33 protein-coding genes and 1 pseudogene are annotated in these 26,524 nt (G+C 37.7%); 4 read left to right on the top strand and 30 right to left on the bottom strand.

What is annotated here, in order from left to right; genetic code table 11:
• Positions 1-40: 40 nt before the first annotated feature.
• The 3 genes from ACIQ0H_RS05635 to ACIQ0H_RS05625 are packed head-to-tail and all read right to left on the bottom strand — an operon-like array spanning position 41 to position 2,285.
• Positions 41-1,342: an FtsW/RodA/SpoVE family cell cycle protein gene (locus ACIQ0H_RS05635; protein WP_403412393.1), complete on the bottom strand. Its 1,302-nt coding sequence runs from the start codon at positions 1,340-1,342 to the stop codon at positions 41-43.
• A 7-nt stretch (positions 1,343-1,349) separates the two neighbouring features.
• The gene (locus tag ACIQ0H_RS05630; protein ID WP_403412104.1) at positions 1,350-1,748 is read right to left on the bottom strand and encodes a PadR family transcriptional regulator; all 399 of its coding nucleotides are present in this window, start codon (positions 1,746-1,748) and stop codon (positions 1,350-1,352) included.
• A gap of 3 nt (positions 1,749-1,751) precedes the next feature.
• Positions 1,752-2,285 (bottom strand): sigma-70 family RNA polymerase sigma factor, encoded by a 534-nt coding sequence (locus ACIQ0H_RS05625; RefSeq protein ID WP_403412101.1) that lies wholly within the window; start codon positions 2,283-2,285, stop codon positions 1,752-1,754.
• Between the two features lie 146 nt (positions 2,286-2,431).
• Between ACIQ0H_RS05625 and ACIQ0H_RS05620 the strand changes: the two genes are divergently transcribed.
• The gene (locus tag ACIQ0H_RS05620; RefSeq protein WP_403412098.1) at positions 2,432-2,716 is read left to right on the top strand and encodes a hypothetical protein; all 285 of its coding nucleotides are present in this window, start codon (positions 2,432-2,434) and stop codon (positions 2,714-2,716) included.
• An 82-nt stretch (positions 2,717-2,798) separates the two neighbouring features.
• Here ACIQ0H_RS05620 and ACIQ0H_RS05615 read toward each other — a convergent pair whose 3' ends face one another.
• The 3 genes from ACIQ0H_RS05615 to ACIQ0H_RS05605 form a co-directional block, all read right to left on the bottom strand.
• Complete coding sequence (locus tag ACIQ0H_RS05615) at positions 2,799-4,718, bottom strand: FIMAH domain-containing protein (RefSeq protein ID WP_403412095.1); 1,920 nt, start codon at positions 4,716-4,718, stop codon at positions 2,799-2,801.
• A 753-nt stretch (positions 4,719-5,471) separates the two neighbouring features.
• Positions 5,472-6,248, bottom strand: coding sequence for a TSUP family transporter (locus tag ACIQ0H_RS05610; RefSeq protein ID WP_403412092.1), 777 nt, complete (start codon positions 6,246-6,248; stop codon positions 5,472-5,474).
• A 275-nt stretch (positions 6,249-6,523) separates the two neighbouring features.
• On the bottom strand, positions 6,524-7,342 hold the full coding sequence (locus ACIQ0H_RS05605) for a sugar nucleotide-binding protein (protein ID WP_403412089.1): 819 nt from the start codon (positions 7,340-7,342) through the stop codon (positions 6,524-6,526).
• Between the two features lie 172 nt (positions 7,343-7,514).
• Between ACIQ0H_RS05605 and ACIQ0H_RS05600 the strand changes: the two genes are divergently transcribed.
• The gene (locus ACIQ0H_RS05600; RefSeq protein WP_403412087.1) at positions 7,515-8,150 is read left to right on the top strand and encodes a pentapeptide repeat-containing protein; all 636 of its coding nucleotides are present in this window, start codon (positions 7,515-7,517) and stop codon (positions 8,148-8,150) included.
• Between the two features lie 527 nt (positions 8,151-8,677).
• On the opposite strand, the gene ACIQ0H_RS05595 is transcribed toward ACIQ0H_RS05600, so the two are convergent.
• The 22 genes and pseudogenes from ACIQ0H_RS05595 to ACIQ0H_RS05490 all read right to left on the bottom strand — a co-directional run bounded on the left by ACIQ0H_RS05595 (position 8,678) and on the right by ACIQ0H_RS05490 (position 23,241).
• Positions 8,678-9,385 (bottom strand): DNA alkylation repair protein, encoded by a 708-nt coding sequence (locus tag ACIQ0H_RS05595; protein WP_403412084.1) that lies wholly within the window; start codon positions 9,383-9,385, stop codon positions 8,678-8,680.
• Between the two features lie 406 nt (positions 9,386-9,791).
• A complete protein-coding gene (locus ACIQ0H_RS05590) occupies positions 9,792-10,091 on the bottom strand; it encodes a hypothetical protein (RefSeq protein WP_403412081.1) in 300 nt (99 codons plus the stop codon).
• Between the two features lie 380 nt (positions 10,092-10,471).
• Positions 10,472-11,008: pseudogene (locus tag ACIQ0H_RS05585) on the bottom strand (RCC1 domain-containing protein); the annotation flags it as partial.
• A 172-nt stretch (positions 11,009-11,180) separates the two neighbouring features.
• Positions 11,181-11,468, bottom strand: coding sequence for a DUF4181 domain-containing protein (locus tag ACIQ0H_RS05580; protein ID WP_403412078.1), 288 nt, complete (start codon positions 11,466-11,468; stop codon positions 11,181-11,183).
• A 120-nt stretch (positions 11,469-11,588) separates the two neighbouring features.
• Positions 11,589-12,266, bottom strand: a complete 678-nt coding sequence (locus ACIQ0H_RS05575; RefSeq protein ID WP_403412075.1) for a histidine phosphatase family protein — start codon at positions 12,264-12,266, stop codon at positions 11,589-11,591.
• A gap of 1 nt (position 12,267) precedes the next feature.
• The gene (locus ACIQ0H_RS05570) at positions 12,268-12,681 is read right to left on the bottom strand and encodes a VOC family protein (protein ID WP_403412073.1); all 414 of its coding nucleotides are present in this window, start codon (positions 12,679-12,681) and stop codon (positions 12,268-12,270) included.
• Positions 12,682-12,806: 125 nt separating this feature from the next.
• On the bottom strand, positions 12,807-13,622 hold the full coding sequence (locus tag ACIQ0H_RS05565) for a lipid II flippase Amj family protein (RefSeq protein ID WP_403412070.1): 816 nt from the start codon (positions 13,620-13,622) through the stop codon (positions 12,807-12,809).
• A 195-nt stretch (positions 13,623-13,817) separates the two neighbouring features.
• Complete coding sequence (locus ACIQ0H_RS05560; protein ID WP_403412067.1) at positions 13,818-14,111, bottom strand: hypothetical protein; 294 nt, start codon at positions 14,109-14,111, stop codon at positions 13,818-13,820.
• A 559-nt stretch (positions 14,112-14,670) separates the two neighbouring features.
• The gene (locus tag ACIQ0H_RS05555) at positions 14,671-15,225 is read right to left on the bottom strand and encodes a GNAT family N-acetyltransferase (RefSeq protein WP_403412064.1); all 555 of its coding nucleotides are present in this window, start codon (positions 15,223-15,225) and stop codon (positions 14,671-14,673) included.
• Between the two features lie 83 nt (positions 15,226-15,308).
• Positions 15,309-15,602, bottom strand: a complete 294-nt coding sequence (locus ACIQ0H_RS05550) for a DUF4190 domain-containing protein (protein WP_403412061.1) — start codon at positions 15,600-15,602, stop codon at positions 15,309-15,311.
• The gene (locus ACIQ0H_RS05545; RefSeq protein WP_403412058.1) at positions 15,602-16,222 is read right to left on the bottom strand and encodes a hypothetical protein; all 621 of its coding nucleotides are present in this window, start codon (positions 16,220-16,222) and stop codon (positions 15,602-15,604) included. Before ACIQ0H_RS05545 ends, ACIQ0H_RS05550 begins: the two co-directional genes overlap by 1 nt.
• Positions 16,219-16,653: a hypothetical protein gene (locus ACIQ0H_RS05540; RefSeq protein ID WP_403412056.1), complete on the bottom strand. Its 435-nt coding sequence runs from the start codon at positions 16,651-16,653 to the stop codon at positions 16,219-16,221. The genes ACIQ0H_RS05545 and ACIQ0H_RS05540 overlap by 4 nt, the downstream gene beginning before the upstream one ends.
• Before the next feature lie 59 nt (positions 16,654-16,712).
• Positions 16,713-17,399, bottom strand: coding sequence for a hypothetical protein (locus ACIQ0H_RS05535; protein WP_403412053.1), 687 nt, complete (start codon positions 17,397-17,399; stop codon positions 16,713-16,715).
• 136 nt (positions 17,400-17,535) lie between these two features.
• A complete protein-coding gene (locus ACIQ0H_RS05530) occupies positions 17,536-17,823 on the bottom strand; it encodes a hypothetical protein (protein ID WP_403412050.1) in 288 nt (95 codons plus the stop codon).
• A 142-nt stretch (positions 17,824-17,965) separates the two neighbouring features.
• A complete protein-coding gene (locus tag ACIQ0H_RS05525; protein WP_403412047.1) occupies positions 17,966-18,370 on the bottom strand; it encodes an NUDIX hydrolase in 405 nt (134 codons plus the stop codon).
• Positions 18,371-18,544: 174 nt separating this feature from the next.
• Positions 18,545-19,267, bottom strand: a complete 723-nt coding sequence (locus tag ACIQ0H_RS05520) for a hypothetical protein (protein WP_403412044.1) — start codon at positions 19,265-19,267, stop codon at positions 18,545-18,547.
• Between the two features lie 21 nt (positions 19,268-19,288).
• Positions 19,289-19,798 (bottom strand): GrpB family protein, encoded by a 510-nt coding sequence (locus tag ACIQ0H_RS05515; RefSeq protein ID WP_403412041.1) that lies wholly within the window; start codon positions 19,796-19,798, stop codon positions 19,289-19,291.
• Between the two features lie 35 nt (positions 19,799-19,833).
• Positions 19,834-20,250 (bottom strand): hypothetical protein, encoded by a 417-nt coding sequence (locus tag ACIQ0H_RS05510; protein WP_403412038.1) that lies wholly within the window; start codon positions 20,248-20,250, stop codon positions 19,834-19,836.
• Positions 20,251-20,449: 199 nt separating this feature from the next.
• Positions 20,450-21,067, bottom strand: coding sequence for an NUDIX hydrolase (locus tag ACIQ0H_RS05505; RefSeq protein WP_403412035.1), 618 nt, complete (start codon positions 21,065-21,067; stop codon positions 20,450-20,452).
• Between the two features lie 119 nt (positions 21,068-21,186).
• Complete coding sequence (locus tag ACIQ0H_RS05500; protein WP_403412032.1) at positions 21,187-21,729, bottom strand: isochorismatase family protein; 543 nt, start codon at positions 21,727-21,729, stop codon at positions 21,187-21,189.
• Between the two features lie 76 nt (positions 21,730-21,805).
• Positions 21,806-22,750, bottom strand: a complete 945-nt coding sequence (locus ACIQ0H_RS05495) for an anti sigma factor C-terminal domain-containing protein (RefSeq protein ID WP_403412029.1) — start codon at positions 22,748-22,750, stop codon at positions 21,806-21,808.
• The gene (locus tag ACIQ0H_RS05490; RefSeq protein WP_403412026.1) at positions 22,747-23,241 is read right to left on the bottom strand and encodes an RNA polymerase sigma factor; all 495 of its coding nucleotides are present in this window, start codon (positions 23,239-23,241) and stop codon (positions 22,747-22,749) included. The genes ACIQ0H_RS05495 and ACIQ0H_RS05490 overlap by 4 nt, the downstream gene beginning before the upstream one ends.
• A 148-nt stretch (positions 23,242-23,389) precedes the next feature.
• Between ACIQ0H_RS05490 and namA the strand changes: the two genes are divergently transcribed.
• Complete coding sequence (gene namA / locus ACIQ0H_RS05485) at positions 23,390-24,412, top strand: NADPH dehydrogenase NamA (protein ID WP_403412024.1); 1,023 nt, start codon at positions 23,390-23,392, stop codon at positions 24,410-24,412.
• A 100-nt stretch (positions 24,413-24,512) separates the two neighbouring features.
• Here the strand turns inward: namA and ACIQ0H_RS05480 are convergent, their stop codons facing one another.
• On the bottom strand, positions 24,513-24,833 hold the full coding sequence (locus tag ACIQ0H_RS05480) for a hypothetical protein (protein WP_403412021.1): 321 nt from the start codon (positions 24,831-24,833) through the stop codon (positions 24,513-24,515).
• A gap of 162 nt (positions 24,834-24,995) precedes the next feature.
• Here ACIQ0H_RS05480 and ACIQ0H_RS05475 point away from each other — a divergent pair, with 162 nt between their 5' ends.
• Positions 24,996-25,472 carry a YbaK/EbsC family protein gene (locus ACIQ0H_RS05475; RefSeq protein ID WP_403412019.1) on the top strand — a complete coding sequence of 159 codons (477 nt, stop codon included), beginning with the start codon at positions 24,996-24,998 and terminating at the stop codon, positions 25,470-25,472.
• 99 nt (positions 25,473-25,571) lie between these two features.
• Here ACIQ0H_RS05475 and rnz read toward each other — a convergent pair whose 3' ends face one another.
• Entirely contained in the window at positions 25,572-26,516 is a 945-nt protein-coding gene (gene rnz, locus ACIQ0H_RS05470; protein WP_403412016.1) for a ribonuclease Z, read from the bottom strand.
• Positions 26,517-26,524 lie beyond the last annotated feature (8 nt).

The raw sequence follows: 26,524 nt of genomic DNA, 5'->3' as shown, positions 1-26,524 counted from the left end.
AATGAAAAACCCGAAGCGACTACTCTTCGGGTTTTCCTACCTATTGCTGCGGCTGAAAAGTTCTCATAGACGTCAAATCCTTACGTCGATAAACACTCAGCACAACGCCCACTATAAAAGCATTCAACACAATTGGAATTAAGCCATAACTGATAAACGGCAAAGAAATGGTAGTAATCGGTACTAATCCAAATGTCATACCAACATTGCTAACCAACTGTACCGTATACAGTGCAACAGCGCCGTTTAACAATAACTTTCCAAATGGCTCATGAATGTTACGCGCAATCATTATGATTCTCACTATAAAAAGGGCAAGAACGATGAAAAGTGCACAGGCAGCTAACCAACCGAAGTAATACGTGAAACCCACAAAAACAAAATCGGTGTGGACATTGGGGATCGTTCCACTATTCAGTGCGTTCCCAAACCAACCCGCCTTTGATATGTGGTCTTGGAGGAGTAACATCATATAACCCTCCCCCTCCGCATACTGTTCTGGATTAACAAATGCCAAAAGACGAACTAGCTGATACATCTCCAAAGATGGCCAAACTATAAAACCTAACAAAAGAAGCGAGCCCATTATCCCCCCAGTTATCATCCATTTTATTTTCCGACTAAATCGGCTGCACAAAAATAACCCAAATACCATAAACGTGTAGATATAAATTGCTGGAAGATTTACGGTGTTTACGAACAACCAAAAAGAACATACGAATAATAAACTCAAATGCCAAAGCTTCAACTTTTTATGATTAAAAAAAGAAGCCCAAGCTAGAAGGAAAAATGGCATAACGCTCAAACTATTTATCGTAAATGGACCGATCACAAGAATAGAAACGCCATTTATCATATCGAAAGAATTTTGTAACAGCACAAGAATGAGTACACCAATGCTGTAAAACAACCAGCCAAAACTTTCTAATCTCCGATAATTTACTAACATGACGCAAAAAGCTAACACCGCGCCTAATAAGGAAAAGACGACTTTCTGTACAGAAAAAGAGCTTGCATCCATATTATATTGCAGGTAGTAATCAGCATCCATAAATAAAATCGGCAAAAACCCTAACCCCAACGTCGTGACCAACAACATCACCGTCAGCCAATCCACCTTTGGCCGATGAAGTTTGTTCAGCTTTTGCCCTAGCGTTATCGGGCTCCCCATCTGCACAACAGCTTTTTCTTCTGCTTCAGTTTCATCCATCCCTTTTTCTATCCACTTATTCTTCGCCGCTTTTAGATGATGATTTAATTCGGCTGAAACAAAATCTTTCGCCTCTTTTGATCTAATCTGATCCCTAACTTCCCCTAAGAAAGATTGGCCTCGCTTGTGCACCAATTGGTCACCCCTCCACTATTTCTTTTAAAGTAAACCGTTTACTACTAGATTGCTTCTCCATTTTCCGTAATAACTTACTGCCTTTATTGTTAAGTAGATAATATTTCACCGCTGCCTCGTTCCAGCTTGATTGTAAACACCCGTCCTGCTCAAGCTGATGCAGCAAGGCATATAGACTACCTTCATTGTCTTCAAATTTACGAATACCTCGTCCTCGTAAAAACTGCACCAATTCGTACCCCGTTTTTTCTTCGACCAGTAGCTGCATGACCGCCAACAAAACACTGTCATCATCTTCACTTATTTTGGCTCGAATTTTCTTGCGATGTTGTTCCGTAAATTGGAGTTGGCTAAACTCAGTGTCATCCATTGATTTTTTCAGTCCTCTTAAACGACTCTCCATTTCTTACGCCTCCAATCGTTCTTTCAATAACTCTTTCGCACGTCTTAGCCTCGTTTTAACCGTGTTCACACTAGCCTCAGTCACACCCGCAATTTCCTTAATTAGCAATTCCTCGTAATAATAGAGATAAATAACTTCTTGATACTTAATCGGTAGCGTCATTATCGCAGCGATTAATTGATCATCCTCTTCTTTTTGAATGACAACCTCCTCGACCATTTCCTTTGTTGTTCGATTGGTGATAGGCTCTTCTTCTGAAATCACGACATTTTTGTTATACCAACTTTTCAGGAAATCTTTACAATGATTGATTGCGATTCGCCACAACCAGGTACGCAGCGTGGATTTTCCTTTGTATGTATGAAGGGATTTATAGCATTTCACAAAAATATCCTGCGTCAAATCCTCCGCTAATTCTTTATTATTAACGTAAGAATAGACAAGCCTTAAGATATCCTGCCCGTACCGATTCATAATCTCATCAATTAGAACATCTCTGTCTTCTGTTTCAAACGCTTCAACGATCAATTCTTCCAACCTATATCCCTCCTTCCTAATTAATAGACGACGTGCCCTGGTAGAAGGTTTTTGTTTAAATTCACGGCAGTTGCTGACAAACATAGCCTGTCCTTCTGGTACTTGTTATGTAGAGGATGTAATAATACGAATTCAAACCTATAAATGTGGACATTCTGTTCAACCGTTCAGTACAAGGAGTAAATTTTAACGCAATTATTCGTTCTGTCGGTCATGAAAAGATTGAAACGACGATGATTTACTTGAAGAAAGTATTTGAAAAAGAACGTCACGCCATTCATTCGTGGAAATCAAAGCATAAAAAAATGGATGAATCCTCCCCTTTTCTCAGGGTAGTTTCACATCCATTTTTCATACATATCTCTTCTAGATTGGTTATATATGTGCTGCAAAGCCCTTCTCGTCCACAACATTTTTCAAAGCATGAGTGATTTCAATCTTCGTCACTTAAAAAGCCCCTATGACAGGGCTTTTTCTATCACAAAAATGGTTTTCATTTATTAAGCCAACATTCTATTCCCACTTCTCAATCATCGCATCAGCATGAGTCATAAGAACGTCATATGCTTTTTCAGTAATCAACCCTTTGCCATGTTGATAATCAAGTAGTACCTTAAAACTATTCATATGCTTTACGACTTTCTCTGTAGCTTTTTGCTCTTCATAATGGCCCACTGCAGTTAAGTGAAGTTGTAATTGTTGATACAAAGGTTGCTGGATATCAGCGGAGTTCCGATAGAATTCAATTGTATCACGAATAAGTGAAATGCTTGCAGCTGGTCTATCATATGCACCGATATTTTGATTGATGGGAGATAATGGATTTCCCCAAAAGTCCACATCCCCTTTATTATTAATCAAACTACCACTACCAATTGCAGGAGAGTCGACTTGTAACTTATATCCGTCTAATGTGTCCAAGCCAATTCCGCCGCTACCTGGATTAACAAATAATGGATCGAAAGTCTTCATATTATCATCAGGAATGATGCTCTTTGTAGGAACTTTATTACCAAAGAAAAGATTATTATCGTAACTCCAACTTGATTTTTTCACGTAACCGCCTGACCCAAAGTTATAGAAAATATTGTTGCGCAATACTGCTTCTGTCTTTCCACCTTGTGAAACAAGCATATTGGTCTTTATACCTGGTCCTACGTAAAATACATTATTATAGATTTGTATGTTGTGAACATTATCGGCTCCACAAATGATAAATGTCTGATAATGATCATTTTCGCTTATATTATAGCGGAAAATTCCATCGTAAACGCCTCCTGTTCCTGTACTGCCATCAGCGCATAAGAGTAATGTTCCACCTTCATTATCATGACTATAATTATATTGATAAATGACACCTTTTGAACCATGGTCAAAGTCAAAGGCATTTCCATCTCTTATAGAAAACCCACCAGAAACTTCATTATATTGATATAGAGTATTGTCACCATTCCATGTCCACGCCCCAACATTGTAACCAGAAGATGTCTTATTAAAACCATCGACTCTATTGTACTCTACCAAAGCACCTTCGGTCATATGAGGGACGATTCCATCACCACCGATTTCGAAAAGCTCATTGGCACGAATAACAACGTTGGTCAAGGGTGTCCAGGGCGTATATTCTTCATCTCCATATGTTTTACCTTGACCTAACTCTTTTCTACTCTTCCAGTCAGTCCAAGTAATGATTCCTGAACGGCTTACCCGTTCAATTACATTATTTTCAATTAATACATCGTTAAATGTCGTTCTGCGATGAACAGATTCCGGATCCGGAGTGGAATTATCATCCAACGATGAAATTGTAACACTGATTTGAATACCGGCACTTCCCCCACCATCTTTTTTATCTTCTCCATTTACGTCGTGTATATATAAATCATGAATATAGATATGATTAAGGGTAGAAACCTTGTTTAGATCATTCGTGCTATCTACTTCAACATCCCCAGCTTCCACATGGATACCTCGCCTTGGTGAATCGGCAGGAGTAGAAGAATAGTTGGTAATCTCCAAATATCCTATCTCCCAATACTCTTGGTTGTATAAATAAACTACACTCTCTACAGTTCCTTCACCTTGAATAAGGGGCTTTTCACCCTCTCCATACTTTCCAATCCTAATTGGCTTTGCTTCAGTCCCAGAGCCTTTCGGATGTAATTGCCCCGACCATTCCTCACCTGCTTTAAATAAAATCTGATCCCCAGGCAAAAATGTAAAACTATTTACTTTATCTAGTGATTTCCAAGCCGATTTTGGACTAGTACCATCACTTATATCATTCCCATTCGTCTCATCAATATAATAGCTTGTACCAACAGCTGATGTCATGTTCATATCTTTGGCCTGAGCAAAGGGACTTTCAAAAACATACAACAGAATACCAAAAACAATAACAAAAAATAAAGCTTGAGTTTTAAATCTCTTCATTCCATTACCTCCATGTTACTTGTTTTGTGTTAGCCCATAGCGTCAACTAATCTTCCACTTTGCAAATGGTTGCCTTCCTAACTAATAGACTTATCTATTTCACCCTGCATCGGTAAAATGAGGTCAACCACAAACGGATTATCAACTGCTTCTAATAATAATAATAATAATAATAATAATAATAATATGCGGTTCTTACTTCTCTTTGCATTGGTTTAGTAAATAGGTTTGAGTCGAAACCGCTAGATTACGATCTCCGCTAATTCTTTATGTACCACCAATATTATCGCTTTTGACTTAGGTTAAGGAACCTTTCACTTTAACTAACCCCCTTTTCACTCCTCTAAGAGATAAATTAATAATTTCGCGCTTTTTTTTCTCTTTTTATAAAAAAACAACTCTTCTTGAGTTAAGCGCTCCCCAAGAATACCTTTGTTAAAGCGCTTTCACAACCCCAATATTGCTGTATTTATTATAGATATTGCCAATTTTACCGAAAGATGAACTCGCTACTGCAGCTACTATTGGAATTCGAATCAATTTGATGAACATATAAAACAAAACATGCAAAATAACACCCTTACAGAATAACGCTTGAAACTACAGTTTCAGTATTCTTTCGTAAGGATGTTCCTTTTCTGAACCATTTTATCAAAGACTATTGTGTAAAAAGTTGTACTGTTACCTGATAACCAAATCTAGTTTTTTCTAACAGTTAGGAAAACAGCATATGTCTTAAATATATAAGGGATTTCACTTCCCAGTGAGTTCTACTATATACTCATAAAGATTTTTTAGGATAAGGACCGTTGTAACAATAATAAATAGGACTCTAACATAACCGCTGCCTTTTTTAATGGCAAACCTAGAACCGCAAATCGAACCTAACACGCCAGATATTCCCATGATAATTCCTATGGCATATTGAACCTCTCCTATGAACATGAACATTAATAACGCTGCTAAATTGCTTCCGAAATTCAAAAACTTCGCATTACCAGCTGCTTTTAAGAAATCAAAACCGATGATTAAGAAAGTAAACATTAGGAACGAACCAGTTCCTGGTCCGAGAAAGCCATCATAGAACCCGATAATCATCAGAATGGAAGCGACCAGTAGAAGTCGTTTCACTGTCAGCCTACTATTGGTCGAAACACCGCCCCAATCTTTCTTTATTACTGTGAAGATGGCCACTATGATTAACATCGCCAGCATCAATGGCTTAAACAGACTCGGATCCATGAGATGTACTGTCCATGCTCCAAGTAAAGAACCTATAAATACTAACGGAAAATATTTCAAGACGGACTTCACGTCTATATTTCCAGTTCGATAGAAGATCATGGTACTTGTGAAGGATCCCATTGTGCCTGCCAATTTATTTGTCGCTACAGCGGCCGCAGGATTCAAGCCGGCAAATAATAGTGCCGGCAGCGTTATAAGACCGCCACCACCTACAACTGAGTCAATAAAGGCAGCTAAGAACCCAAATATTACAATAATTAAAAGTGTATCTATATCCAAATTCATCGGTTCACCTTTCTGTACTGTCTACATAGGATTTTTAGGTCTGCACCAAATAGAGACCCCCTCCTTGCTTCAGGAGGGGGCCATGACACCCAGTCACATTATATTGGACTGACACTCCGAAAATCAATACTTATAAATTTTCGGAGCAATCTCTACAATAGCATTCCCATCGTATATTGTTAATGACTTTCCAATCATATTAAGTGATTGGAGATTGGAAACTGTACACTACTATTGAAACGTAACACTCGTTAAATCTACTAACAGTATAAAATTCATTCCACCAAACGAGAAATTATTTCCTTATTAGTGATTTTAAGTTCATCTGGTAAATCTTCGCGATTTGACACAAGACCGAAATAATATGTAACCCCTCTGTCTTCGAAAGCGTTAGATTGTATATCAATTTCCTTATTGGTTAATCTATCAACCAACTCTTCGATAAATGTATACTCTTTCACCATATCAACCGCACCTAAATGGAATATTCCAGTCAATTCATGTTCAAAAATGAAGCGCATTTGTCGGGCTAACTGTGAATCTGACAAAAAACTACATTCTAAATTACTATAACCTTGGATGGGTTCAGCTGTTTCAAGATTCTTTTTTAGGTTGTTCATACGAGATGAATTCTTTCCCCAAATACCTGGAATTCTAATAATATTAGAACGATTTCCAAGTGATTGCGTTAGCATATTCTCGCAGTTTATTTTAAATTGACCATAATCTGAGTTAGCAATAGGTATGTCTGATTCACTGTGATGCCTCGACAAATCACCATCGAAAACATTGGTTGTTGAGAAATAATAGAGTACAGTCGCTTTATTTTTTATGGCTTCCGCTAAGTTTTGGTGGAATACTAACTGCTCGTCAAAATCTCCCCGTAAACTCGAAACAATGATATCAGGTTGGACAGAATGGAGTATATCTCTTATTTGCCCCTCTTCCTGAACGTCTAATTGAAATTGCTTGTCGTTTGCAAGTTCCGTTTTTGTTGAAAAGTAGGTTCCGTATACATCAAAATTCTCCGCGCACTCCTTCGCGATTGCTTTCCCAACCAGCCCACTAGCACCCAGAATCAACAGTTTCTTCATAAAAAAGCCTCCTCTTAAAATCATTTTTCACTTCCAAAGCACAGTGCACACAAACTCCGACAAAAATATAGTCTTTTATATTAATCATTCATGGCTTACAGTTATGATTCAAGGTGAAAAGTACATTCCTTGAACAGATATACCTACAATATGTTTGAAAGAGGTCATTCATTTGAAAATCGATTCACCAAGAATACCCAATGATTTACCTACAATGAATTTCCAAGATATTTTTTATCAAGAAGATCCAGAACTTGAATTGTGCATCATTAATGATTCTTTTTTTACGAATGAAGTATTGGATAGACCGCGGTTATCTCAAATGATCGTAAAAAATTGTAAGTTTAACAATACTGATTTTAGCTATATCGAAATTACAGATGTTGTTTTTGAGAATTGCGACTTTTCTAATGCCAATTTAAGTAATTCTTCTATACATAGGGTAGTATTTAGGAATTGCAAATTATTAGGTCTAGATTTGACAGAATCACGCTTCGGCAACATAGAGTTCGACAGTTCTATACTGAACTTAACCGCATTCGGAAATTCAAAACTAGAAAAAGTAAAATTTCAAGAGACTTCATTAGTAAATTCCGATTTTTATGATTGTATCTTTAAGAATGTCGAATTTAACTTATGTAACATTGACGGGTCAAACTTTGAAAAAACGCCACTTAAAGGGATTAACCTAAGTAATTCTACTTTTGAATCGCTTATCGTATCTTTTGAAGATCTTAAAGGGTGCAAAGTAAATTCTTATCAGGCCATTCAAATGGCTTCTTTATTGGGCTTGGTAGTAACTGATTAATTTCGCATCATGAACTGTCACACCTATTATGAGTAACACGAGTCTTACTTTGGTTGTTGCACCAGGCTTGCCTTTATCTATTTGCCGAAAGAAGACTCAGCTTTTTCTGAGTCTCTTTTGCTATGCATTTTCACTAATTTACATGATTTTTTCTTTCTTCTTTAAAATAAATAATTCCCTAATAAAGGCCCCAATTACTGAAGATAAAAAGATTGTAGATATTAAGTTTATAACTCTTACAAATGTATGAGGCGTGTATATAACTTGAACACTTTGAAGAATTACGATTATACCGAAAATAATGGACATCACTACAATAAATCTAGGCGTAGCTTCCTTTCGCTTGTTCATTAGAATCATCCTCTCATGTTCCAATTATATACCAGATGTCATCTCCAACAAAACTTCCCATTAGGAAAGTAAACATCTACCGCCTTCTCTCTTACTTTAAAGGCAAGGCTGGCGAGAAAGGTAAATAAACAATTGGCACCAGCCTTGCCTTTATTCTTAGAAGGATGAGGCTACTTTTAACATCTTACATGCTTGCGTTTAAAACCTATTTTCCCTTTATCAACCATTTTCTCGATGTTTTCACAAGCATTTACGAAACTGCTTTTCTTATTGTCCCGTTTGATTTCTACTACTCCTATCGCCTTTGCAGTCTCGACTGCCTTTTCATGGAGCGGCAAATAGGAAGTCCCCACTGTGTATATAAAATTATTCATAGCGGATTTCGTTCGTTCAGGTGAATCGTGAATTGTCTTTTTTACCAAATCAAGCATATTGGACATCTTACTTTCCGAAAACTCAGCGTCTTTCCGATTCCCCAACAACCAGCAGTAGCAACTCCAGCCCGCTGACATTCTTAGCTCTTCACCGCTTGCGATCCATTTATCTGCAACTTCCTGTGCAATATCTGCCTCTGATAACGTTACGGCCACTACATAATCCGACAGCATATAAAAATACGCCGCATCTATCCAACGATCATAATCCGACTCCGTCATGGCTTTTGGGTCTGCAATAACGCCTGCGAAGTACATGGCATCGTAGTTCCCTGTGGCATAAAGTTCTTCAGCTAATGGCTGATTTATTTTTATGTTCTTTACCATTGGTTTCATTGCGCCCGTAGCTACGCCAAAAAGCGGCTCATGCGCACCATTGGACATATACATTTTTTTCATGCGTTCCTTGCCAAGGACCTCAAGCTCCTGCATAACCGTTTCTACATTCATTATTTAGCACGTCCTTCTTTTTCGAGTTTTCCGCATCATATTTTGTCCATCAAATATATTACCATTATCCTATAACAAACCACACTTTGTCATTGTTAATGAGTGCCCTAGTCTATTTAGATAAAATAAATTCAAATGGCATTTTTATAAGCCCTCAATGTGTTCCCTTCACTGAAACGCCCTCTCATCAATCATACTGTCGCCTTCGAAGGCGCTTTAAATTGCTTGCTTTGACATTCAAATAATCAGCGACAGACACAACGTCGAGATCGTACTCGACAAGTTCTTTTTTAATACTCTTATTCTTTTAAGTTATTGCTAGGGGCATTTTGCCCTGTGTAGTGAGGGCAATTTGCACTTCCTCTTGAGCTGATTTGTCATTCATCGATGGTGCAACTTGCACCATCTAATATTGCAGCTTTTTATAAAAAATGCGGTACCTTGTCGTCTTGTCCATTTTCATCCGATTATACGAAGAAGCCGCAATGATATACCCTTTATCTTCCAACCCAAGAACCGCTCTATTGATCGTACCGACATACCAAAATGGGTACTCCTCGTTTTTCCACTCTTCATATGTTCTGTAAACCCACTTATGCCCATCCCGAATAGTAGTCGAGATGAGCAGTCTAAAATATAGTAGCCGAAGTAAAATGGCTGCATTCAATCCCACTTGAAGTGGTGACTCTTTAATTAGTAAATTCATCACGAATCCTCCTTGGTGTTTTCTGACGACAGCACGACGTCTTGGGCCTAGACGAATGATGCTTTCACCCTATAGATAGACAAACCATACGGAGAAGTGGACAACATGATGCAATTTATTTTTTCTTCGCGTTGGTAATGATTACGGCCATAAGAATGTACCACTCGTTGCCAATGAGTTTATCAATGAATTAACTTCAAGTAAGTGCAAATTTATAACGTTGAACATTTTGAAAGATAAAAAAGCCTAACCCCTCCGTATCTTGAACGAGGAATTAGGCTTCTGGTCTTCAACAATCGCGTCAGATTGTTGAAGACCAGAAAAGGAGATGATTTTAACACACTTTTACGGATATCCGAAAACTAATTGCCGGGCAGTTGAATGCCGCGCCAGTCGCTTACATTGCATTGGCTATACCGATTATTGCCCACAGCCGCCACCGTGCCGTCAGATGTAAGACCGACGGTATGCCAGTCACCTGCCGCTACCGCCACCATATCACGCCAGCCGCTTACATTGCATTGGCCTTCATTATTTCGTCCCACAGCTACCACCGTGCCATCCGATTTAAGACCGACTGTATAACGCCAACCCGCCGCTACCGCTACAATATCGCGCCAGCCGTTTACATCGCATTGGCTATGCTTATTCCAACCCACAGCCGCCACCGTGCCATCAGATGTAAGACCGATTGTATGAGCATTACCCGTGTTCGTCGCCATATGAACATTACCCGCCGCAATCGCCACAATATCATGCCAATCGCTTACATTACATTGTCCATATTTATTATCACCCACAGCCGTCACCGTTCCGTCAGATTTAAGCCCAACGGTATGACGACGACCCGCAGCTATAGTATCTTTAGGCCACCGTTTCACCTTTAACGCCGCTTCTTCCGATAAAACGCAATCCATATTTCACCACCTTCAAAACAAGACCTATTTTATTATAAAACGGCATTTTACGAATTGTAAAATCCATGCAAACTCCCTTCTATGATTTAATGGTGTAACTATAAATTCAAGATGTAACCTCTGAATCCTCTTTACTCCCAAAAATGCCCGATTGTTCAAGATAGTTTTTTTATCATCCAAACAATCCAAAGAAATCAGTCGTAAACACCGAAAGTAAAAATTTCGATATTACCAATAATCGAATAGCCCGAAAGATATACCCATTCCTGTTTTCTGCATATCTCTTCTCCATAATTACTCTTACTGTTTCGGTTGCAGCTATAAAAATAAACAAAAGGAAATGCGTTTCCAAAAACCAAATAGACTCTAAAGGATCACGTATGACGTTAGTGAAAAAACTAATAATCACAAAGACAATAAAAAAAATTCTAATGGTCCAATCATTTTTTATGTTTATCATTTACATGGCCATAGGATAACATTTTTTTCTTTTCTCCGTTATGCCATTTTCTCAAAACTTTATTAATAAAAAGAGAAAAGGTCCGAAAATTGAAATGATAGTTCATCTTTAACCTATGTATTACTCTTCCATATGAGAGGTATCATATTTAAATAAAATCTCATTGGATACACTGTTTATCTTAACCAAAGTTAAACTTGTTGAAGGTATTGCTGGAGAAGACCATAAATTTTCAAGTGCATTATTTTCAAAATAATCCATCAACAGTTGAAGTGCAATAGAATGAGATACTATACAAACAGTTTCAAAAGGATGCTGTTTTACTATATTGTTTATTGTTTTAACCATTCTTTCTTGCACTTTAACAAAGGGTTCAACTGTATCATTTGAAAAGAGATGGGGAGTTCCCCAAAAAGATAACCATTCTTCAGGGCTTTCCTTTTCATTTTCATCAAACGTTTTACCTTCCCATCTTCCGAAGGAAAGTTCTCTTAAAGTATCAATTTTAATTACTTTTAGGGGTCTATCCCCTTTAATTATTTCAGCAGTGTTCGCTGCCCTATCACTCGTACTAGAATAAATAGCGTTCAATGGAACATCAGATAATCTTTGGGATAATTGTCTTGCTTGTTTTACCCCTTTCGCTGTTAAAGGCGAATCTTTCCACCCCTGCATAAGTTTCTTTGTGTTCCAAACCGTTTCCCCGTGTCTTGTTAAATATACGTGTGTGCTCATTTTTTCCCCGCCTTTGATATTGAACCTAGCTTTGTGACAACTCACTTTAACATATAAATCCATTTTAGTTCTTCGAATAGCTACAAAGTTCAATTAAAGTTCCCTGCGTTGATGCGGGATTAACATAAATAAGTCTTCTTCCACGTGTGTTAGTGCGTAGTGTATCTTCTAAAAAACGAATTCCTTTTTCACTTGCCTCAAGTATTGCTTTGTCCAAATCTTCAACTCGGTATGCAATATGATGCACACCTTTTCCTCGTTGCTTTATAAACCGAGCCATTGGTGAATTCACGTTGGTTGGTTCCAGTAATTCAATTACTTTATCATTCGTTCTGACAACGGCAACGTGCACTTCAACACCAGGTGCATCACTTGTATAACGGTCCTCTAATAATCCATTTAATACATTAAGATAAAATGGAAGAGCGTCATCAATACTTCTAACAGCAATTCCAACGTGATCTAAAACATAATCCAATTTAGTTCCTCCGTTCGATATTATTATCCTTCACCCTCAAATGAGTCATGCTGTTCCACTAATCTCCCTATTACTAATCTACGTGAGTTGTTAGATTTCACAGGAATGAACAACCGCAATGATTATTAAATCATGAATTTTGTAAGCCATGCTACATACTTGGCACCGGGTATAAATAATACCTGTGCAAGTAAAGTTCCAAATAGTCTCGAAGTAATCATCATTAAAGAAATACTCTTAAGCTTGAGGTAGCTTCCCCTCTGATTAACTACATCGTCAGCAAGAACAGAAATTTTTGGATCAATAAATATTACTAGAAGAATAGTGGCAACACCATTTATAAGTCCAGATGCCATAATGGCTGTTGAAGCTCTATCAGGTGCCAATAATGATGCGTATAATGCAGATAGTACCCCGATTGTATATATCGCTGTAATTATCATATTTACTAAAAATAATTTAAGAGGGATTTCTTTTACGCTAATATCTTTCAAATAACTTATTTTGGGTAAACTAAAATGCTTTATTCCACGCTTTATATATTCAAAGGATAGTCCCTTTTTAACTAGACTAGGAATCGAGCCTCTTTCTTCAGATAAATGGATTATAGCTCTTGAAAATAATGCAATAAAAGTGGGAAGTAAAAGGATGCCAACTAATGTTCCAAATGTTGAAGCACCAATAAGAAATCTATATTGGTTTTCTACAAAATCTAAAGCATTTTCTGGAGGCGCAGTATCAATGAGACTTCCTGTAAAAGGTTGTTGCATCATATTAGCTAATCTTGAGATGATAACCATTAGATTAAATAAAGATAAAGCAGAAGCAATTAATTTTACCCTTGCACCCGACAGCCTAACAGCATAAGCAAGGGTTTCTATTGAGTGAATGATAAAAATGAACAAAAATATAAACAATAATTTTTCTGAAATAAGCTCCAAATTAATTCCCCTACTTCGGCTTTTGTAATAACTCAATAGTATCATGTGATTAAATGCTCACTTGTTAAACTAAGCTACCCCTTGTTCAAAATTATTAATTGAAAATAGATTCAGCGAGTATACGTTTAATATCCCTATATCCACTGATGTCTCTATATAACCAACTATCTGATCAAACGTAAATACATTAAGTTTTTAACGCATAACTTTCTTATCGTACTCCATATCGCCGAGGACATACGGAATGAATTTTTCAACAACTGCGGATTTAACCTCTTGCAAATCAACGATTGTAGGAGGATAACTGAGCATTTCCCTAATTTCATCTGTAAACACGTAGTATTCTAATATTTTTCCATTCAGTAATCGAAAATCATTATGGTATACATTAAGCATTTCTTTATTTGCTTCCATTCTATTTTTCAACCAAGGAAGATAAAAACCTTTCAGCCATATGTCATCGGCGATTAAATGTGTAAAGTACCCCAATATATAATGATTTTCTACGTGCGAGCTATATTTAAGTAAAAATCCTTTATAATCAACACTTCTTGAATAATCTTGAACCTCAACTTTAAAGAAATGCGATAAGTCCTTAGTTGAAATAGCATCTGGGGCATTGACGCCAAGTAAAAATGATTTTCGCTAATCAAATGCATAATTCTTGAACCCCTAATTCCCATCGCTCCACTCTTCTTCATTTTCAAGTAAGCCTCTCGTTAGCCATACAAGAAACGCACGCCACAATGTCGGTAGAAACAGGTTATTGGATACTGCCTTTTATGAAAACTCAGGTACTATAGAGGCCATCAGTTAGTCTGTTCTCAACGGGCACGGTACATCTTTCAAACAACATCTTAAATCATAACCAGTCTTTCACATAAAAAATTAATCCAGAAATCGCACCTAGTATCAATCCAGTCGATACATAATAACGTGTTTTGATTTCTTTAATACTCCATTTTTCATTCTTATCCTTCATAATTATCCCCTTCGTTATTAATCATTCCATTGATTAATTCCTCCTACCATACATGTTAGGAGGACACTAATTTCCCTTGTCTTTCTCCCTGTCACTTTTTAACAAGCTGTAGACAACTAAATTATGTAAATCTCCATTCAAATAGTAATGATCACGCAAAATGCCTTCCTTAATAAAACCCAATTTTTCAGGTAAGGCCCTACTTCTAACATTATCTTCTGCACAACTAATTTCAATACGATTTAGGTCTAATTTATAGAAGGCATACTTTATTAATTCATTTACACATCTTATGACGATGCCTTTTCCTTCAAATTCAGGCGAAAGCCAATAGCCAAAGCTTGTCTTTTTTCCCTGCCAATCTATTTCAGGAAAAGCTACCATCCCTACAAGTTGTCCTTTAAAGAAGATTCCTGCATTTATTGCTTTATCGGCTATGTATTTATTTCCCCATCTTTCGATTGAATCTTGAACATCTTCAACGGACTTTTTACTATCAATCCACGGAAGCCATTCTCTCAAAAAATCACGATTTTTATTTATAATAGTAAATAGTTCAGTAGTATTATGCTGCGTTAACAACTTTAGTGTAAGATCCTCATCAACATTACAATAAAACATTTGTGTCGGCCCCCAGTCCTTGTTCTTTTCTTGAAGCTACTTCACATACTAGAAATTCTATCCTAGTTTTATATCGAAGCCACTTAATTCAACTTCAAAGTGAGGCTGAAAAAGAGGATGACTAAAATAATCGGAAAGGCTATCCCTATAAGGCTGCAAGTCACACCTGCTATAGCAATACTTCGCCCCTGTCGCTTCATTCTTTTTATTTCACTTAAAGCCAATACACCATATATAAGGCCGATAATACCAAGTACGATGCCTATTATTGCTATTACTGATAACACTAAAGAAAGAATACCTAGAATCAGAGCGATGGTTGCCTTTATATTTTTGTCAGATTGACCAAGATTCTCATGACCTGTTACAGTACGCATTAACTATCTCCTCCATTTTCACCAATATTAAACTCCGCTTTCAGAAGATAAACAACATCATACTTGTCTAACTCACCCATATGCCCCTCAACATCATTATAAAAATCATTGGAAAGACTGCTCATGCCACTGTCATCACTTGAATAACAGATACTCGCCAATACTAATTCTCCTTCAATTGACTTGTTCTCTTCTAGAAAATCGCCCCACACACTTGACATTTTATCTAAACCGGTCAAGTTTTCAATAAGGTTACTTGATGAACCCGTGCTACCATTACTGCTTATTCCAATATTAAATGCTTGGTGTTTTACACTGCCATCCCATTTCGAGGTTGCAAAAACAATAGAGCCACTTGTCTCTACTGGTGTAATGATAGAATTTATTTTATCATCAACCAATTTTCCGAATTCATATTTTTCAACCCAGACAGATAGCTCTTTATATTCGCTATCAATATCGAAATCAAAAACGAATGATTTATCCGAAGTAATTGTCAATATAGCATTTTCTCTTTCTGTTAGCTCAACAGTTGAAATAGTATTTGATTGCGAATCGTTATTCGCACAAGCACTTAATACCAACACCGACAGGGCTACGAATAAAAAAAGTTTTTTCATTTCATTTCCTCCCAAATAATCTCTGGAATATCCTCGTTAACAATTCTTTTTATAAAATCAACAATGTCTTGTTTGAGCAATCCTCTTTGATATACATTCGTCATTTGGACTGTAAAATTCTCCATGTCAAATACTTCATAGGCTGTACTCATTTCACTTGCAAACATCTTAGTGAAACGGGTAATTTCCTCATAGTTCTTACCTTCATCTTCGATTAGGTAAATATAATTTGTTTGTTCGTCATTTTGAATATCTGTAAATAAAACAAGATATCCCAATACTTCTATCATCCTACCATCCCAATATTCACTAAAATTCTGTGCTTCATTTATTCCACGAATAAAGAAGAACTCTAAACTCGGGGTTCTCACCAAGCGAGTAAATGAGTAGGTTTCAAAACTATTCCTTTTAAATTGTTCATAATCATTCATTCTAAACCTCTCCCCATTAGTAGAAGCACGAGACTATTATTCATCAAAGAAATCACTGCTTATAATCCATCACTAAAATGATAGACACCATGCGTTATATACTTATACGTAGTCATACCATCAAAGGAACTTGGTGGCAGTATTTGATCTACGGAAGGATCTTTACCATTCCTACATATTGCAATTCCCCTGATTGAATGGAATACAGCACCAAAATTAAAATAGATGACATCTTTATCTACCAAATCATAGCCATATACGCCAGCAGACCGTTCTAGTTTCTCCATTTTCCCCATAATTTCTTTACTAGAATAATGCTCTCCAACTGATACTTTACCATCATCGTACGCTTGGAAAATTGCATCTGAAACATCAAAAAAATCGTTTTGATACAGTTTGAATTTCCCCTCTGATTTTAATGACGGTACAAAAACAATGATAATTGTCATCGTCAAGGAAAATACAATCGCACGAACGATTTTTTCACTACCTTTTCCTCCATTACTTTTCACCACAATAGTGATAAACCAAATTACTGGAATTCCAAGCAGAATCATCGCAGGAAGATAAAGAAAAAACGTTGAGGTCGAGTCACCCACTACAAATTTTGCATACAGAAGCAAGAAATCGCCTACCCATAAAACAAGTAATGGAATAATTATGCCCTCGATATTCTCTTTCCCACAAATCAATAGCACCGTTGCTCCAAGTAATAATGATATAATAATAACGATAGCTAAAACCATATCTTTCACCTCATAAAATGGTAATAAGGATTGGTTCATTTTATTAAAATACTGAAAAATAAACAGCCAACGAACCCATAACACCCGATAAGTATTAGGGATTAATAATTATTTTCTTTGTCATTTTGCACGCCCGTTATCCAAAAATCATATTCTTAACAAGAATCAGCAAAAATAGAACCCAAATAATCGCTACACTTCTAAATAAATATTTTTTTAAGCGTGGGCAATCCTCGTCAAAGGTTCCAAACCATTCCCCAAATAATACAAAAACAAACATGAAAAACACATATACCATTAATTTGGTCATTTGTGCATCTTGTTGTGGTGTATAAAAGTCATTAGAAAAATATGAAATATTTAATAGGACGAATATCAAAAAATTGGCACCCAATAAAATCAGACGACCTTTTCGAGTTTTCACTGTACCCCTCCAATTATATATTTCACTATTCCGCTAGTCGAAGAAGTTATCAAAAACAGTATATTCCAAGTCAATTCAATAGATACTCCTTCACCTGATATCATGCATTCTTCAAAATTAAAATAGCATAGAAAAAGCCTAATTAAAATTCAATATAAAATGGCTGCATTTCGTCATTTAGACAGTATTCAATTCTCTGCCTAAAATTTTTCCAAGTAACCATTTCCAATGCTGTTTCAATTGGGAAATAACCTACCTCCAGACTCTCAGTACTGGTTGTTGGTTCTCCTCCAATCGGCGTAGCCAAAAATAATGTACTGATTGTGCCACTTACATTTTGAGATATTCCACAAAACTTTATTATTTCAATATCGATTCCCGATTCTTCTTTAGTTTCCCTAATCGCAGCATCCTTCAACGTTTCTCCTTCTTCAACCTGTCCACCAGGCATCCCCCAACCTCTCCTGGGTCCTTTAATCAATAAAATTTCGTTTCGATCGTTTAGTACAATAGTTGCTGCTGAAACACTATGTTTTGGTTGTGTCATTCTCTCAATCTCCATTTCCATGCTTATTTTCTAATCGAACGAACTACTTGATTTTTTCACAACAAAAAGAGCTTTTTGATGGTTCATATTCCATCAAACTCATCGTGATAGCGCTAAGACAACTTCCCCTTTAAAACTCCTTACTTTTGTGCAAAGTTCTATTCTATAATGCACTTACATGCTTAAAAGTTCTGTTTCGTATTGTTCAAGCTTTTCAAAAACAGCATTAACCCATTGTTGTTCATGCCATAATTTTGGATTATCAAGTTTTCTATCCGCAGGATGGCCTGTTACAATGGTATCTACACCATCTTTGTTTCCAAAATACACATCAACAATTTTTAATGACTTGTATTCAGATTGAACCAACATTTTACAACCCCATCCAGACCCTTGGTAAGAAAAAGGTAGAGTTAGGTAGTAAAGATTCTCATCCATTTTCTTGAACTCTACATCCTTAAATTCGTTTTTCAGACCAAAACTTACACCAATGCCACCCTTTAATTCCTTCTTTTTCTCTAATTCCAACATTTTATTTGTAAATTTAAGTAGGTTTTCATTTGAAATATAATTTTTAAATGATACTGTTTCTTGTTCTGCAACTGCTCCGCTATAAAGATTTACGAAAGCTTTTCCAAAGTTTACAATGGTTTCGGATGCATCACTCATCTGATCTTCTTCAATTGAAAATTCCTGATTAGCTAAGTCACGTAATATTTCTGCTGATGATTTCTCTAATGGTTCAGGAGAATTTTCCACATTTGATATTTGTTCTGTCTTATTTTCTTTTATTTCTGTTTCATTCGAGTTATTCTCTTTTGGTGAACAACCCATAAGAATAATAAGTACGAATCCTACTATTCCTAATGTAGATTTATTCAACTTTTTGTTGTACAAAAGTTAAACCTCCCCCGTATATTAGATTTCAAAATCTTTCGCTTTCCGATCAATCTCGGATACTAGCTGTTCTTTTCCTTTAATGTACGATTCAATATCATAAGGAAAGCGTTGAGACAACTCCACCTTTACATCCCCATATTTTCGCGCAACTTCCGGATGTGCTCGTAAATATTCTCGAAATGCAAGATGTCGTTTAATTTCTGAATCACCTTGTGCATACATATGGACATGGTGAGTTCGATGATCTCCGCCTTTTTGGAAATAGCGACGTCCAACTATCCCGTTTTCCCCTTTTAGTTCATAGCCAATGGCAATCATTGCCTTGTTATAGTCATTAATTCGATCTATATCCTTAACGACAGGCATCATATCAATGATTGGCTTTGCTTGTAGCCCGCTCACAGATGTGCTCCCAATATGATGCAATTCAACTATTTCAGAACCGAAGATTTCAAACAATCTTCGCGACTCTTCTTCAAACATTGGACCCCATTGTTCGTCATAAGGTTTAACCTCAACTTTTCTCATTTCAAACCCCACTTTTAATTCTTTTAACTCTCGAATCATAGGTTTGCAATCAAACTCTGTATAGTCGTCAAAGAGTTATTGATGATAATTAACGGAATAGAAATCGTCATAATCAGATTACTTTCCCAGATTGCACGCCACCATTTCTTCCCTACGCGTAATTTTCTAACAAGCAAAAGGATGCAAAAACTACTGGTCGTAAATAGTAGCCATAAAAACTCTTTCTGCCTCTTGATTTGATCACTCATATAATTAATCTTCCAAGCATCATCTTCAGAAAACACTACGGTTGTTGTATCTTTTTCCATACCAATTAGATTAAATGATTTCACGGTGACACTATCTTTTTGCTGTGAAACAATATCATAGCCATTTGGTAAAAATGAGGCCTTGTGCACAGCGAAATAAGACACAGAACCCACAACTACAATAAATAGGATCAAGACTATCATGTTTTTCAGATTACTTCTAACAGAAGAAGTCACTTTATTAATCACCTCATTATTGCGCAAAATAGTCAATCGTTAACAACAGAATAAAAATAAAGCCTATAGCTGACCACACAAAAAATAGCCCACAGACTGTGAAGAAAACGATTTCATAAAGCTTACTCCACCTTTTTTTACCGACGGCCAAATTTATCGCCACCCCTCAATCAAATAACGTTGCTTTGTTAGGGTCCTTTAAAAATTCAAAAAGAGTGTTGATTTGTGACGCAACAACTCTGTCAGTCGATAGGGTGGGAATAGTGCTTTCAGAGAAAAACTGTATATCCGATGTTTCAATGCCCGTCACCGGCTGTCCTCCAATAATTTCACATTGAATAAATATTTTATAATAATGATAAGGCTGAGGAGGGTGCAAATGCTTATTTTTATCCCACAAAGCAAGCAATTTCGTTGGCACCGCGTCATAGCCGGACTCTTCTTTGATTTCCTTGATAATATTTTCGGCAGCAGACAGACCAATATCGCAAAATCCGCCTGGTAATGACCAACGATTATCCAATTTTTCTTTAACCATTAATAGCTTATCATCTTGAAAAATGACGCCCCGTACATCTACTTTAGGCGTTTGGTAGCCTGTTTCATTTAGAAATAAATCCTTGATTTTTTGCATCTCTAAACCAGTATGATCTTGCATGATTTCTGCGCTTATCATACGTAATTCTTCGTAGCGCTCAATATCGTAAATATCCTTTGAAAAGGCTAAGCCTGATTGTGATAAGGCTTGAATTCGTTGTGCCCATTCCAACCATTGATAACTCATAACGTGCACCTGCTTTCATTGTTCATCTGTTATGTAGACGGTTCATTGAATTCTAAAGTTCCTAATTTTTCTTTCAATTGAGGACAACAAAAAAAAGAGGCATAAAAGCCTCCTCTACTTTACACGGTCTTATTGATTGCATACTTTTCGACATATTCCTCGTAATACAGCACCTCAATGACATCCGACCAATGCAAAACCGTCCCGACGAAATCTCCGATGTCTAATCCCTTCATCTCATACGTTACTTCCGTATTGACAGTTCCCGTCGCATTTTCGATAAAGGTCACCTGATAGCCCCTATCAAATGCGGAAATGGCGGTAAACATGCAGCAAAACTCTGTGTTAAAGCCTGTTATGAACAAATGCTTTATGCCTAGTTCTTCTAGCAATGAAGCCAAATTCGTATTAAAGAAGGAGCTTGGCGTTTGTTTTTCAACAATACAATCGGCATATTCTCTTAGCGAAGAATGTAACTCAGAACCAATAGACCCCTCGTATAAGGGACTTTCCTCCGCATCATCAAAATGTCTGACGAAAATAACAGGTTTATCCTGACTTTTGAAGTCCTTGATCATATTCTCCATCAATGCTAATTCTTGCTGAAAATCTCCAAGATTCACGATACCATTCTGGACATCAATGACTAGTAATGCTTGCACTTCTAATCACTCCCTTTTTTCGATACAGACAGTCTTCTACATGAGATTCTGTTTATCCTGCAAATAGGCTAAAACACTACCATTCTCTAGCCACTGCTCCTAACGAAATCGCTCTGATGTGATGATCCTGTTCCAAAGCCAACAATTCCTCTTTCGTCCCCGTTATGACAACGCCTAGTATGAGTCCTTCTTTTTCATTCTGTTTTGCACTCTTTAACAGTCGATTGACAATATGGTCATAGCCTCCGCTATTTTTTAATTCATTGACTAACCTTAGATAATCTTGTTCTGTCTGGGGCTTGCTGCCTTCCCATACTTCTGTTGTAGCAAGAAAGCCATAGACATGGGTCGCTGTATTCCCTGAATCATGCAGGCCTTGTAATTGTTTTTTATCATTTTGATTATAGTCATTTGCCCAATACCACGAAATTTTTTTATGTAAAGGGAAAAACGCCTGCACTTCATCAACGGAATATGGTTGGTCGAATGACAGAGCGACTTCCATCACTGCATCATCTGGCGCTGCATGGATGAGGTCTAAATCATTTTCCATCGTTACATAGTCAAACCATGGATGATAAAACAACATCGAGCGCTGGCCATTAATCGGATTATAATTTCTGTACGTTTCCTCATTTTCCCCTACTCTTATATTATCAAATTCTGTTGAAGGATTATTATGCCCAAATACGTTAAATGTTTGTTGTTCTTCTCCCCATGGAACGACTTTGTCTTCAATGACTTTATATTTATAGTACGCATAACTTCCTGACAAAATGCCATAATCGAATGTCACACCATTTCGTTTTACATTTGGCTGCGAGATTTTATACAATAGCTGATTCTCTTGCATCGCCTTGTTATACGCTCGATTCACGATTTTCCCATTGCACATGATCAAGATGGTTCCAAGCACAATGACTGCTATAGTTGAGCTAATGATAGTGCGTCCTATACTTTTCCTCTTTGCTTGACGCACAATCTTTTCGATAGCGTCTGTTGTAAACGGGGTATTCGTCATTTCATTTCCCTCCTAAAAATAGTGATGAGCTTCTTTCTAGCACGATATAAATAGGTTTTAATCGTATTTTCTTTTATATCGAGTAGCCCAGACATTTCCTTGTAGGAATAGCCTTCTTCGTACTTCATTTTCACAAGTTGCTGTTCGACAGCATTTAATTTTTGCAATGCCCTGTCATATTCAGCCTTTGTTTCTTGTTCAATGACCGCATTTTCCACATCGTTTTTGTCAATCAAATGATCGTCATCCAATTCAATCGTAGGGTGACGCGTTCTTTTCCTGCACAAATCGTAATATTGGTTGATGGCCACTTTGTATAGCCAAGCTCTAAACGCATGCGCCGGGATGGCATCGATGTTCAAAAATCCACGGTAAAGGGATTCTTGCACAATATCACGAGCATCCTGCGGATTAGCCCCCATTGCGCAAAGCTTATAAACGATTTCGTTCGATAACTGAGTTATTTCTTCATTTGAGGGCTGAGTCCCCATACCTGTCCCTCCTTTCACTAGCTATAACGTTACTAGAGGATTTATGTATACAAAAACTTTTCATATTCAGAAATTAACAAGCCGCATTCCCTCTCTTACTGACCTCCCTTTGCTATACTAATCATGAAGATTACCCGGGGAGGTTGAGATGATGGCTAAATTATTTGAACCATTTACAATACGCAATACTACATTCAAAAACCGCATCGTCATGGCGCCGATGTGTATGTATTCGAGTCTGAATGAGGATGGCATGGTCGAGGATTGGCATAAAGTTCATTATGCCACACGTGCGGTGGGTCAAGTTGGACTGATTATTGTCGAGGCAACGGCCGTACAGCCGGCTGGACGGATTTCAGCGCAGGATCTTGGTATTTGGAGTGATGATCATGTCGAGGGCTTAGCAGAAGCAGTACGCTTGATGCAGCAGCACGGAGCCAAAACAGGCATCCAACTTGCACATGCTGGAAGGAAAGCTACAGTAGAGGGCGATATTTATGCACCATCCGCCTTAGCGTTCAGTGATAGCTTTCCAACACCTGTTGAGATGACACTGGAGGATATTCAACAGACGGTGCAAGCGTTTAAAGAGGGAGCCATTCGTGCAAAAAAAGCCGGATTCGATGTCATCGAGCTCCACGGAGCACACGGTTATCTCATCAATGAATTCCTATCACCATTATCAAATAAACGAACAGATACGTATGGAGGTTCAGCGGAAAATCGTTATCGCTTATTACGTGATATCATCGAAGAAGTGCGCACGGTTTGGGAGGGTCCCCTTTTCGTACGTATTTCCGCACATGATTACGCAGACGGTGGCATGACAGCTAACAGCTACGTGGAAATGGCCACATGGATGAAAGAACAAGGTGTCGACCTAATTGATGTTAGTTCAGGAGCAGTCGTCTCTGCTAAAATTGATGTATTCCCAGGTTATCAAGTGCCCTTTTCTGAAACAATCAAAGCAGGTGCCGACATCGCAACTGGCGCGGTCGGGCTGATTACAACGGGTATACAAGCAGAGGAAATATTGAAAAATGGACGTGCGGATGTGGTTTTACTAGCACGAGAATTGCTACGTGATCCGTACTGGGCCTATACCGCCGCGAAAGAACTTGGCGTAGAAATTGAATCACCAAAGCAGTATGCGCGAGGTTGGGTATTTTAAATAGTAGAAATAGAAAACCCACGAAGGGATTTTTCGTGGGTTTTTTCGTATTGAACAATGTCCATTTCTTGATAATGAGATTACTGAAATCCTTCCTATTTCACGGAGCAAACGGAACAAAGTATCTAAACATCATGCCTATAAAAGCAAAAAATGAAATCGTACATATGCAGGCTAAGTGAAGGAAAATCATAATTATTTTACTTTTCCCTTTCATGAAAAATGAATAGATGAATCCACTGATGGGATTTAGCATTAAAAAAATTAAGACAACAGGTATGAGTATTTTCGCCGTCATTCGGATAATCTTTACATCATTACTGACAAACTCGAGAAAACAGACGAATAATAAAAAAACAATAATAGTTGTAAACAAAGAAGTAAATGAAACCTTAGAAGCGTTTTTGAAAAAAGCTTTCATGATAGTCCCCCTATCTTTGATTCTTTTATTATAACGGATATTTTCCGAATTGGTAATCTAAGGTATTAGCGAAATGAAAAGGAAAAAGTCGTGGTCTGGTCGAATATTGTATAATGCACATAAAACTATCTATTCAAATTACATAAAAAAGGAATGAAGTTCATGCAAAAGTTAACAGAGGGTACACAGCAAGTACAAGACAAGTTACAGCAGTTAGGTTACCAGAATGAAGTTGTCACATTGACGGATAGTGCGCGAACGGCACAAGAAGCAGCGGACGCCTTAGGCTGCGAGGTGGCACAGATTGCCAAGTCAATTATTTTCCGTTTAACAAGTACCAATGAGCCGCTGTTAGTAGTAGCGAGTGGCGTTAATCGAATCAATGAGAAGTTAATTGCTCAAAAACTGGAGGATAAATTAGGGAAAGCAGATGCTGATTTTGTCCGTGACACGACTGGCTTCGTCATCGGCGGAGTACCGCCATTGGGGCATAAAAATCCTGTACGCACTTTGATTGATGAAGATTTGTTTCAATATGACACGATTTGGGCTGCTGCCGGACATCCGAAAGCGGTGTTTCAGTTGACGCCTAATGAGTTGGAAAGCATGACTAAAGGACAAGTGATGGCTGTGAAATAATATGAAATAGTTTAAACCCACTTCTCCTAGACAAGGAGAAGTGGGTTTTTGATGACATGATACTCGGCACCAGTAAGGTAATGTTCGTTATGAACTACCTTATGACCGCGACGCAATTACGGACCCGTTCTTCCACTCAAACCGCGCAAAGTCTTCCGCGATATGGAGGGCGGGGAAAATGACTTCGCCTTGTGCCTTCAACTTCGCCACATCACTTGGCATAAAGCGAGCACTAATATGATTGGCGATCAGTGTTTTCACGCCTGCCTCTTGCGCCGTATGTGCCGCATCCCCTATCGTCGAATGTCCATACTCTTTTGCTAAATTTCCCGTGTCCATATCAAATGTTGCCTCGTGGACAAGAATGTCTGCAGCTTGCGCCAACTCAACAGCCGCCTCGCAATAACTCGTATCGCCGACAATGGCCACCGTAAATCCGTCCTGCGGTTCTCCTGTGACATCGTGACTGCGTACAATCTGCCCGTCTTCCAACGTCACATCTTCCCCGTCTTTTAACTGTTTCAACAGTGGTCCATTGGGAACCCCTGCCTCTTTCACTTTGTCAATTAGTAATTTACCTGGCAACGGCTTTTGTTCTATCCGATAACCAAGGCATGGGATCACATGCTGTAAGCTTTTAGCAACAACCAAGAATTCATCATCTTCAACAACAATGCCTTCCTCAATTTCATGAATTCGAAGCTCGTAGTTTAAATGTGTTTTGGTGATCCGCAGCGTCGTTTCCAGCCATTCTTCAAGACCCACTGGCCCGTAGATATCAAGCTGTTCATGTCCACCAAGAAATGACCTCGAGCCGATTAAGCCGGGCAACCCAAAAATATGATCACCATGTAAATGTGTGATAAATACTTTACTGATTTTCCTCGGCTTCAAAGAGGTATGTAAAATTTGATGCTGCGTCGCTTCTCCGCAATCAAAGAGCCAGTAGCCTTGCCCTTCAGCAGATAAATTCAAAACGACAGCTGATGTATTGCGCATTTTGGACGGCATACCTGCACCTGTCCCTAAAAATTGCAGTTCCATATTGGCAT

It is taken from the genome of Sporosarcina sp. NPDC096371 (genome assembly GCF_044762865.1).
In the GTDB taxonomy this organism is placed as follows: domain Bacteria; phylum Bacillota; class Bacilli; order Bacillales_A; family Planococcaceae; genus Sporosarcina.
The sequence above is the reverse complement of the archived record's forward strand: the minus strand, read 5'-3'. Positions and strand labels throughout refer to the sequence as shown.

Coding starts and splice junctions, on each gene's coding strand:
- ACIQ0H_RS05630 (WP_403412104.1), bottom strand. CDS start 1,748: ATGGAGAGTCGTTTAAGAGGACTGAAAAAATCAATGGATGACACTGAG.
- ACIQ0H_RS05615 (WP_403412095.1), bottom strand. CDS start 4,718: ATGAAGAGATTTAAAACTCAAGCTTTATTTTTTGTTATTGTTTTTGGT.
- ACIQ0H_RS05610 (WP_403412092.1), bottom strand. CDS start 6,248: ATGAATTTGGATATAGATACACTTTTAATTATTGTAATATTTGGGTTC.
- ACIQ0H_RS05605 (WP_403412089.1), bottom strand. CDS start 7,342: ATGAAGAAACTGTTGATTCTGGGTGCTAGTGGGCTGGTTGGGAAAGCA.
- ACIQ0H_RS05595 (WP_403412084.1), bottom strand. CDS start 9,385: ATGAATGTAGAAACGGTTATGCAGGAGCTTGAGGTCCTTGGCAAGGAA.
- ACIQ0H_RS05590 (WP_403412081.1), bottom strand. CDS start 10,091: ATGAATTTACTAATTAAAGAGTCACCACTTCAAGTGGGATTGAATGCA.
- ACIQ0H_RS05580 (WP_403412078.1), bottom strand. CDS start 11,468: ATGATAAACATAAAAAATGATTGGACCATTAGAATTTTTTTTATTGTC.
- ACIQ0H_RS05575 (WP_403412075.1), bottom strand. CDS start 12,266: ATGGATTTATATGTTAAAGTGAGTTGTCACAAAGCTAGGTTCAATATC.
- ACIQ0H_RS05555 (WP_403412064.1), bottom strand. CDS start 15,225: ATGTTTTATTGTAATGTTGATGAGGATCTTACACTAAAGTTGTTAACG.
- ACIQ0H_RS05550 (WP_403412061.1), bottom strand. CDS start 15,602: ATGCGTACTGTAACAGGTCATGAGAATCTTGGTCAATCTGACAAAAAT.
- ACIQ0H_RS05545 (WP_403412058.1), bottom strand. CDS start 16,222: ATGAAAAAACTTTTTTTATTCGTAGCCCTGTCGGTGTTGGTATTAAGT.
- ACIQ0H_RS05540 (WP_403412056.1), bottom strand. CDS start 16,653: ATGAATGATTATGAACAATTTAAAAGGAATAGTTTTGAAACCTACTCA.
- ACIQ0H_RS05535 (WP_403412053.1), bottom strand. CDS start 17,399: ATGGTTTTAGCTATCGTTATTATTATATCATTATTACTTGGAGCAACG.
- ACIQ0H_RS05525 (WP_403412047.1), bottom strand. CDS start 18,370: ATGACACAACCAAAACATAGTGTTTCAGCAGCAACTATTGTACTAAAC.
- ACIQ0H_RS05515 (WP_403412041.1), bottom strand. CDS start 19,798: ATGAGAAAAGTTGAGGTTAAACCTTATGACGAACAATGGGGTCCAATG.
- ACIQ0H_RS05510 (WP_403412038.1), bottom strand. CDS start 20,250: ATGATAGTCTTGATCCTATTTATTGTAGTTGTGGGTTCTGTGTCTTAT.
- ACIQ0H_RS05505 (WP_403412035.1), bottom strand. CDS start 21,067: ATGAGTTATCAATGGTTGGAATGGGCACAACGAATTCAAGCCTTATCA.
- ACIQ0H_RS05495 (WP_403412029.1), bottom strand. CDS start 22,750: ATGACGAATACCCCGTTTACAACAGACGCTATCGAAAAGATTGTGCGT.
- ACIQ0H_RS05490 (WP_403412026.1), bottom strand. CDS start 23,241: ATGGGGACTCAGCCCTCAAATGAAGAAATAACTCAGTTATCGAACGAA.
- namA (WP_403412024.1), top strand. CDS start 23,390: ATGATGGCTAAATTATTTGAACCATTTACAATACGCAATACTACATTC.
- ACIQ0H_RS05480 (WP_403412021.1), bottom strand. CDS start 24,833: ATGAAAGCTTTTTTCAAAAACGCTTCTAAGGTTTCATTTACTTCTTTG.
- ACIQ0H_RS05475 (WP_403412019.1), top strand. CDS start 24,996: ATGCAAAAGTTAACAGAGGGTACACAGCAAGTACAAGACAAGTTACAG.
- rnz (WP_403412016.1), bottom strand. CDS start 26,516: ATGGAACTGCAATTTTTAGGGACAGGTGCAGGTATGCCGTCCAAAATG.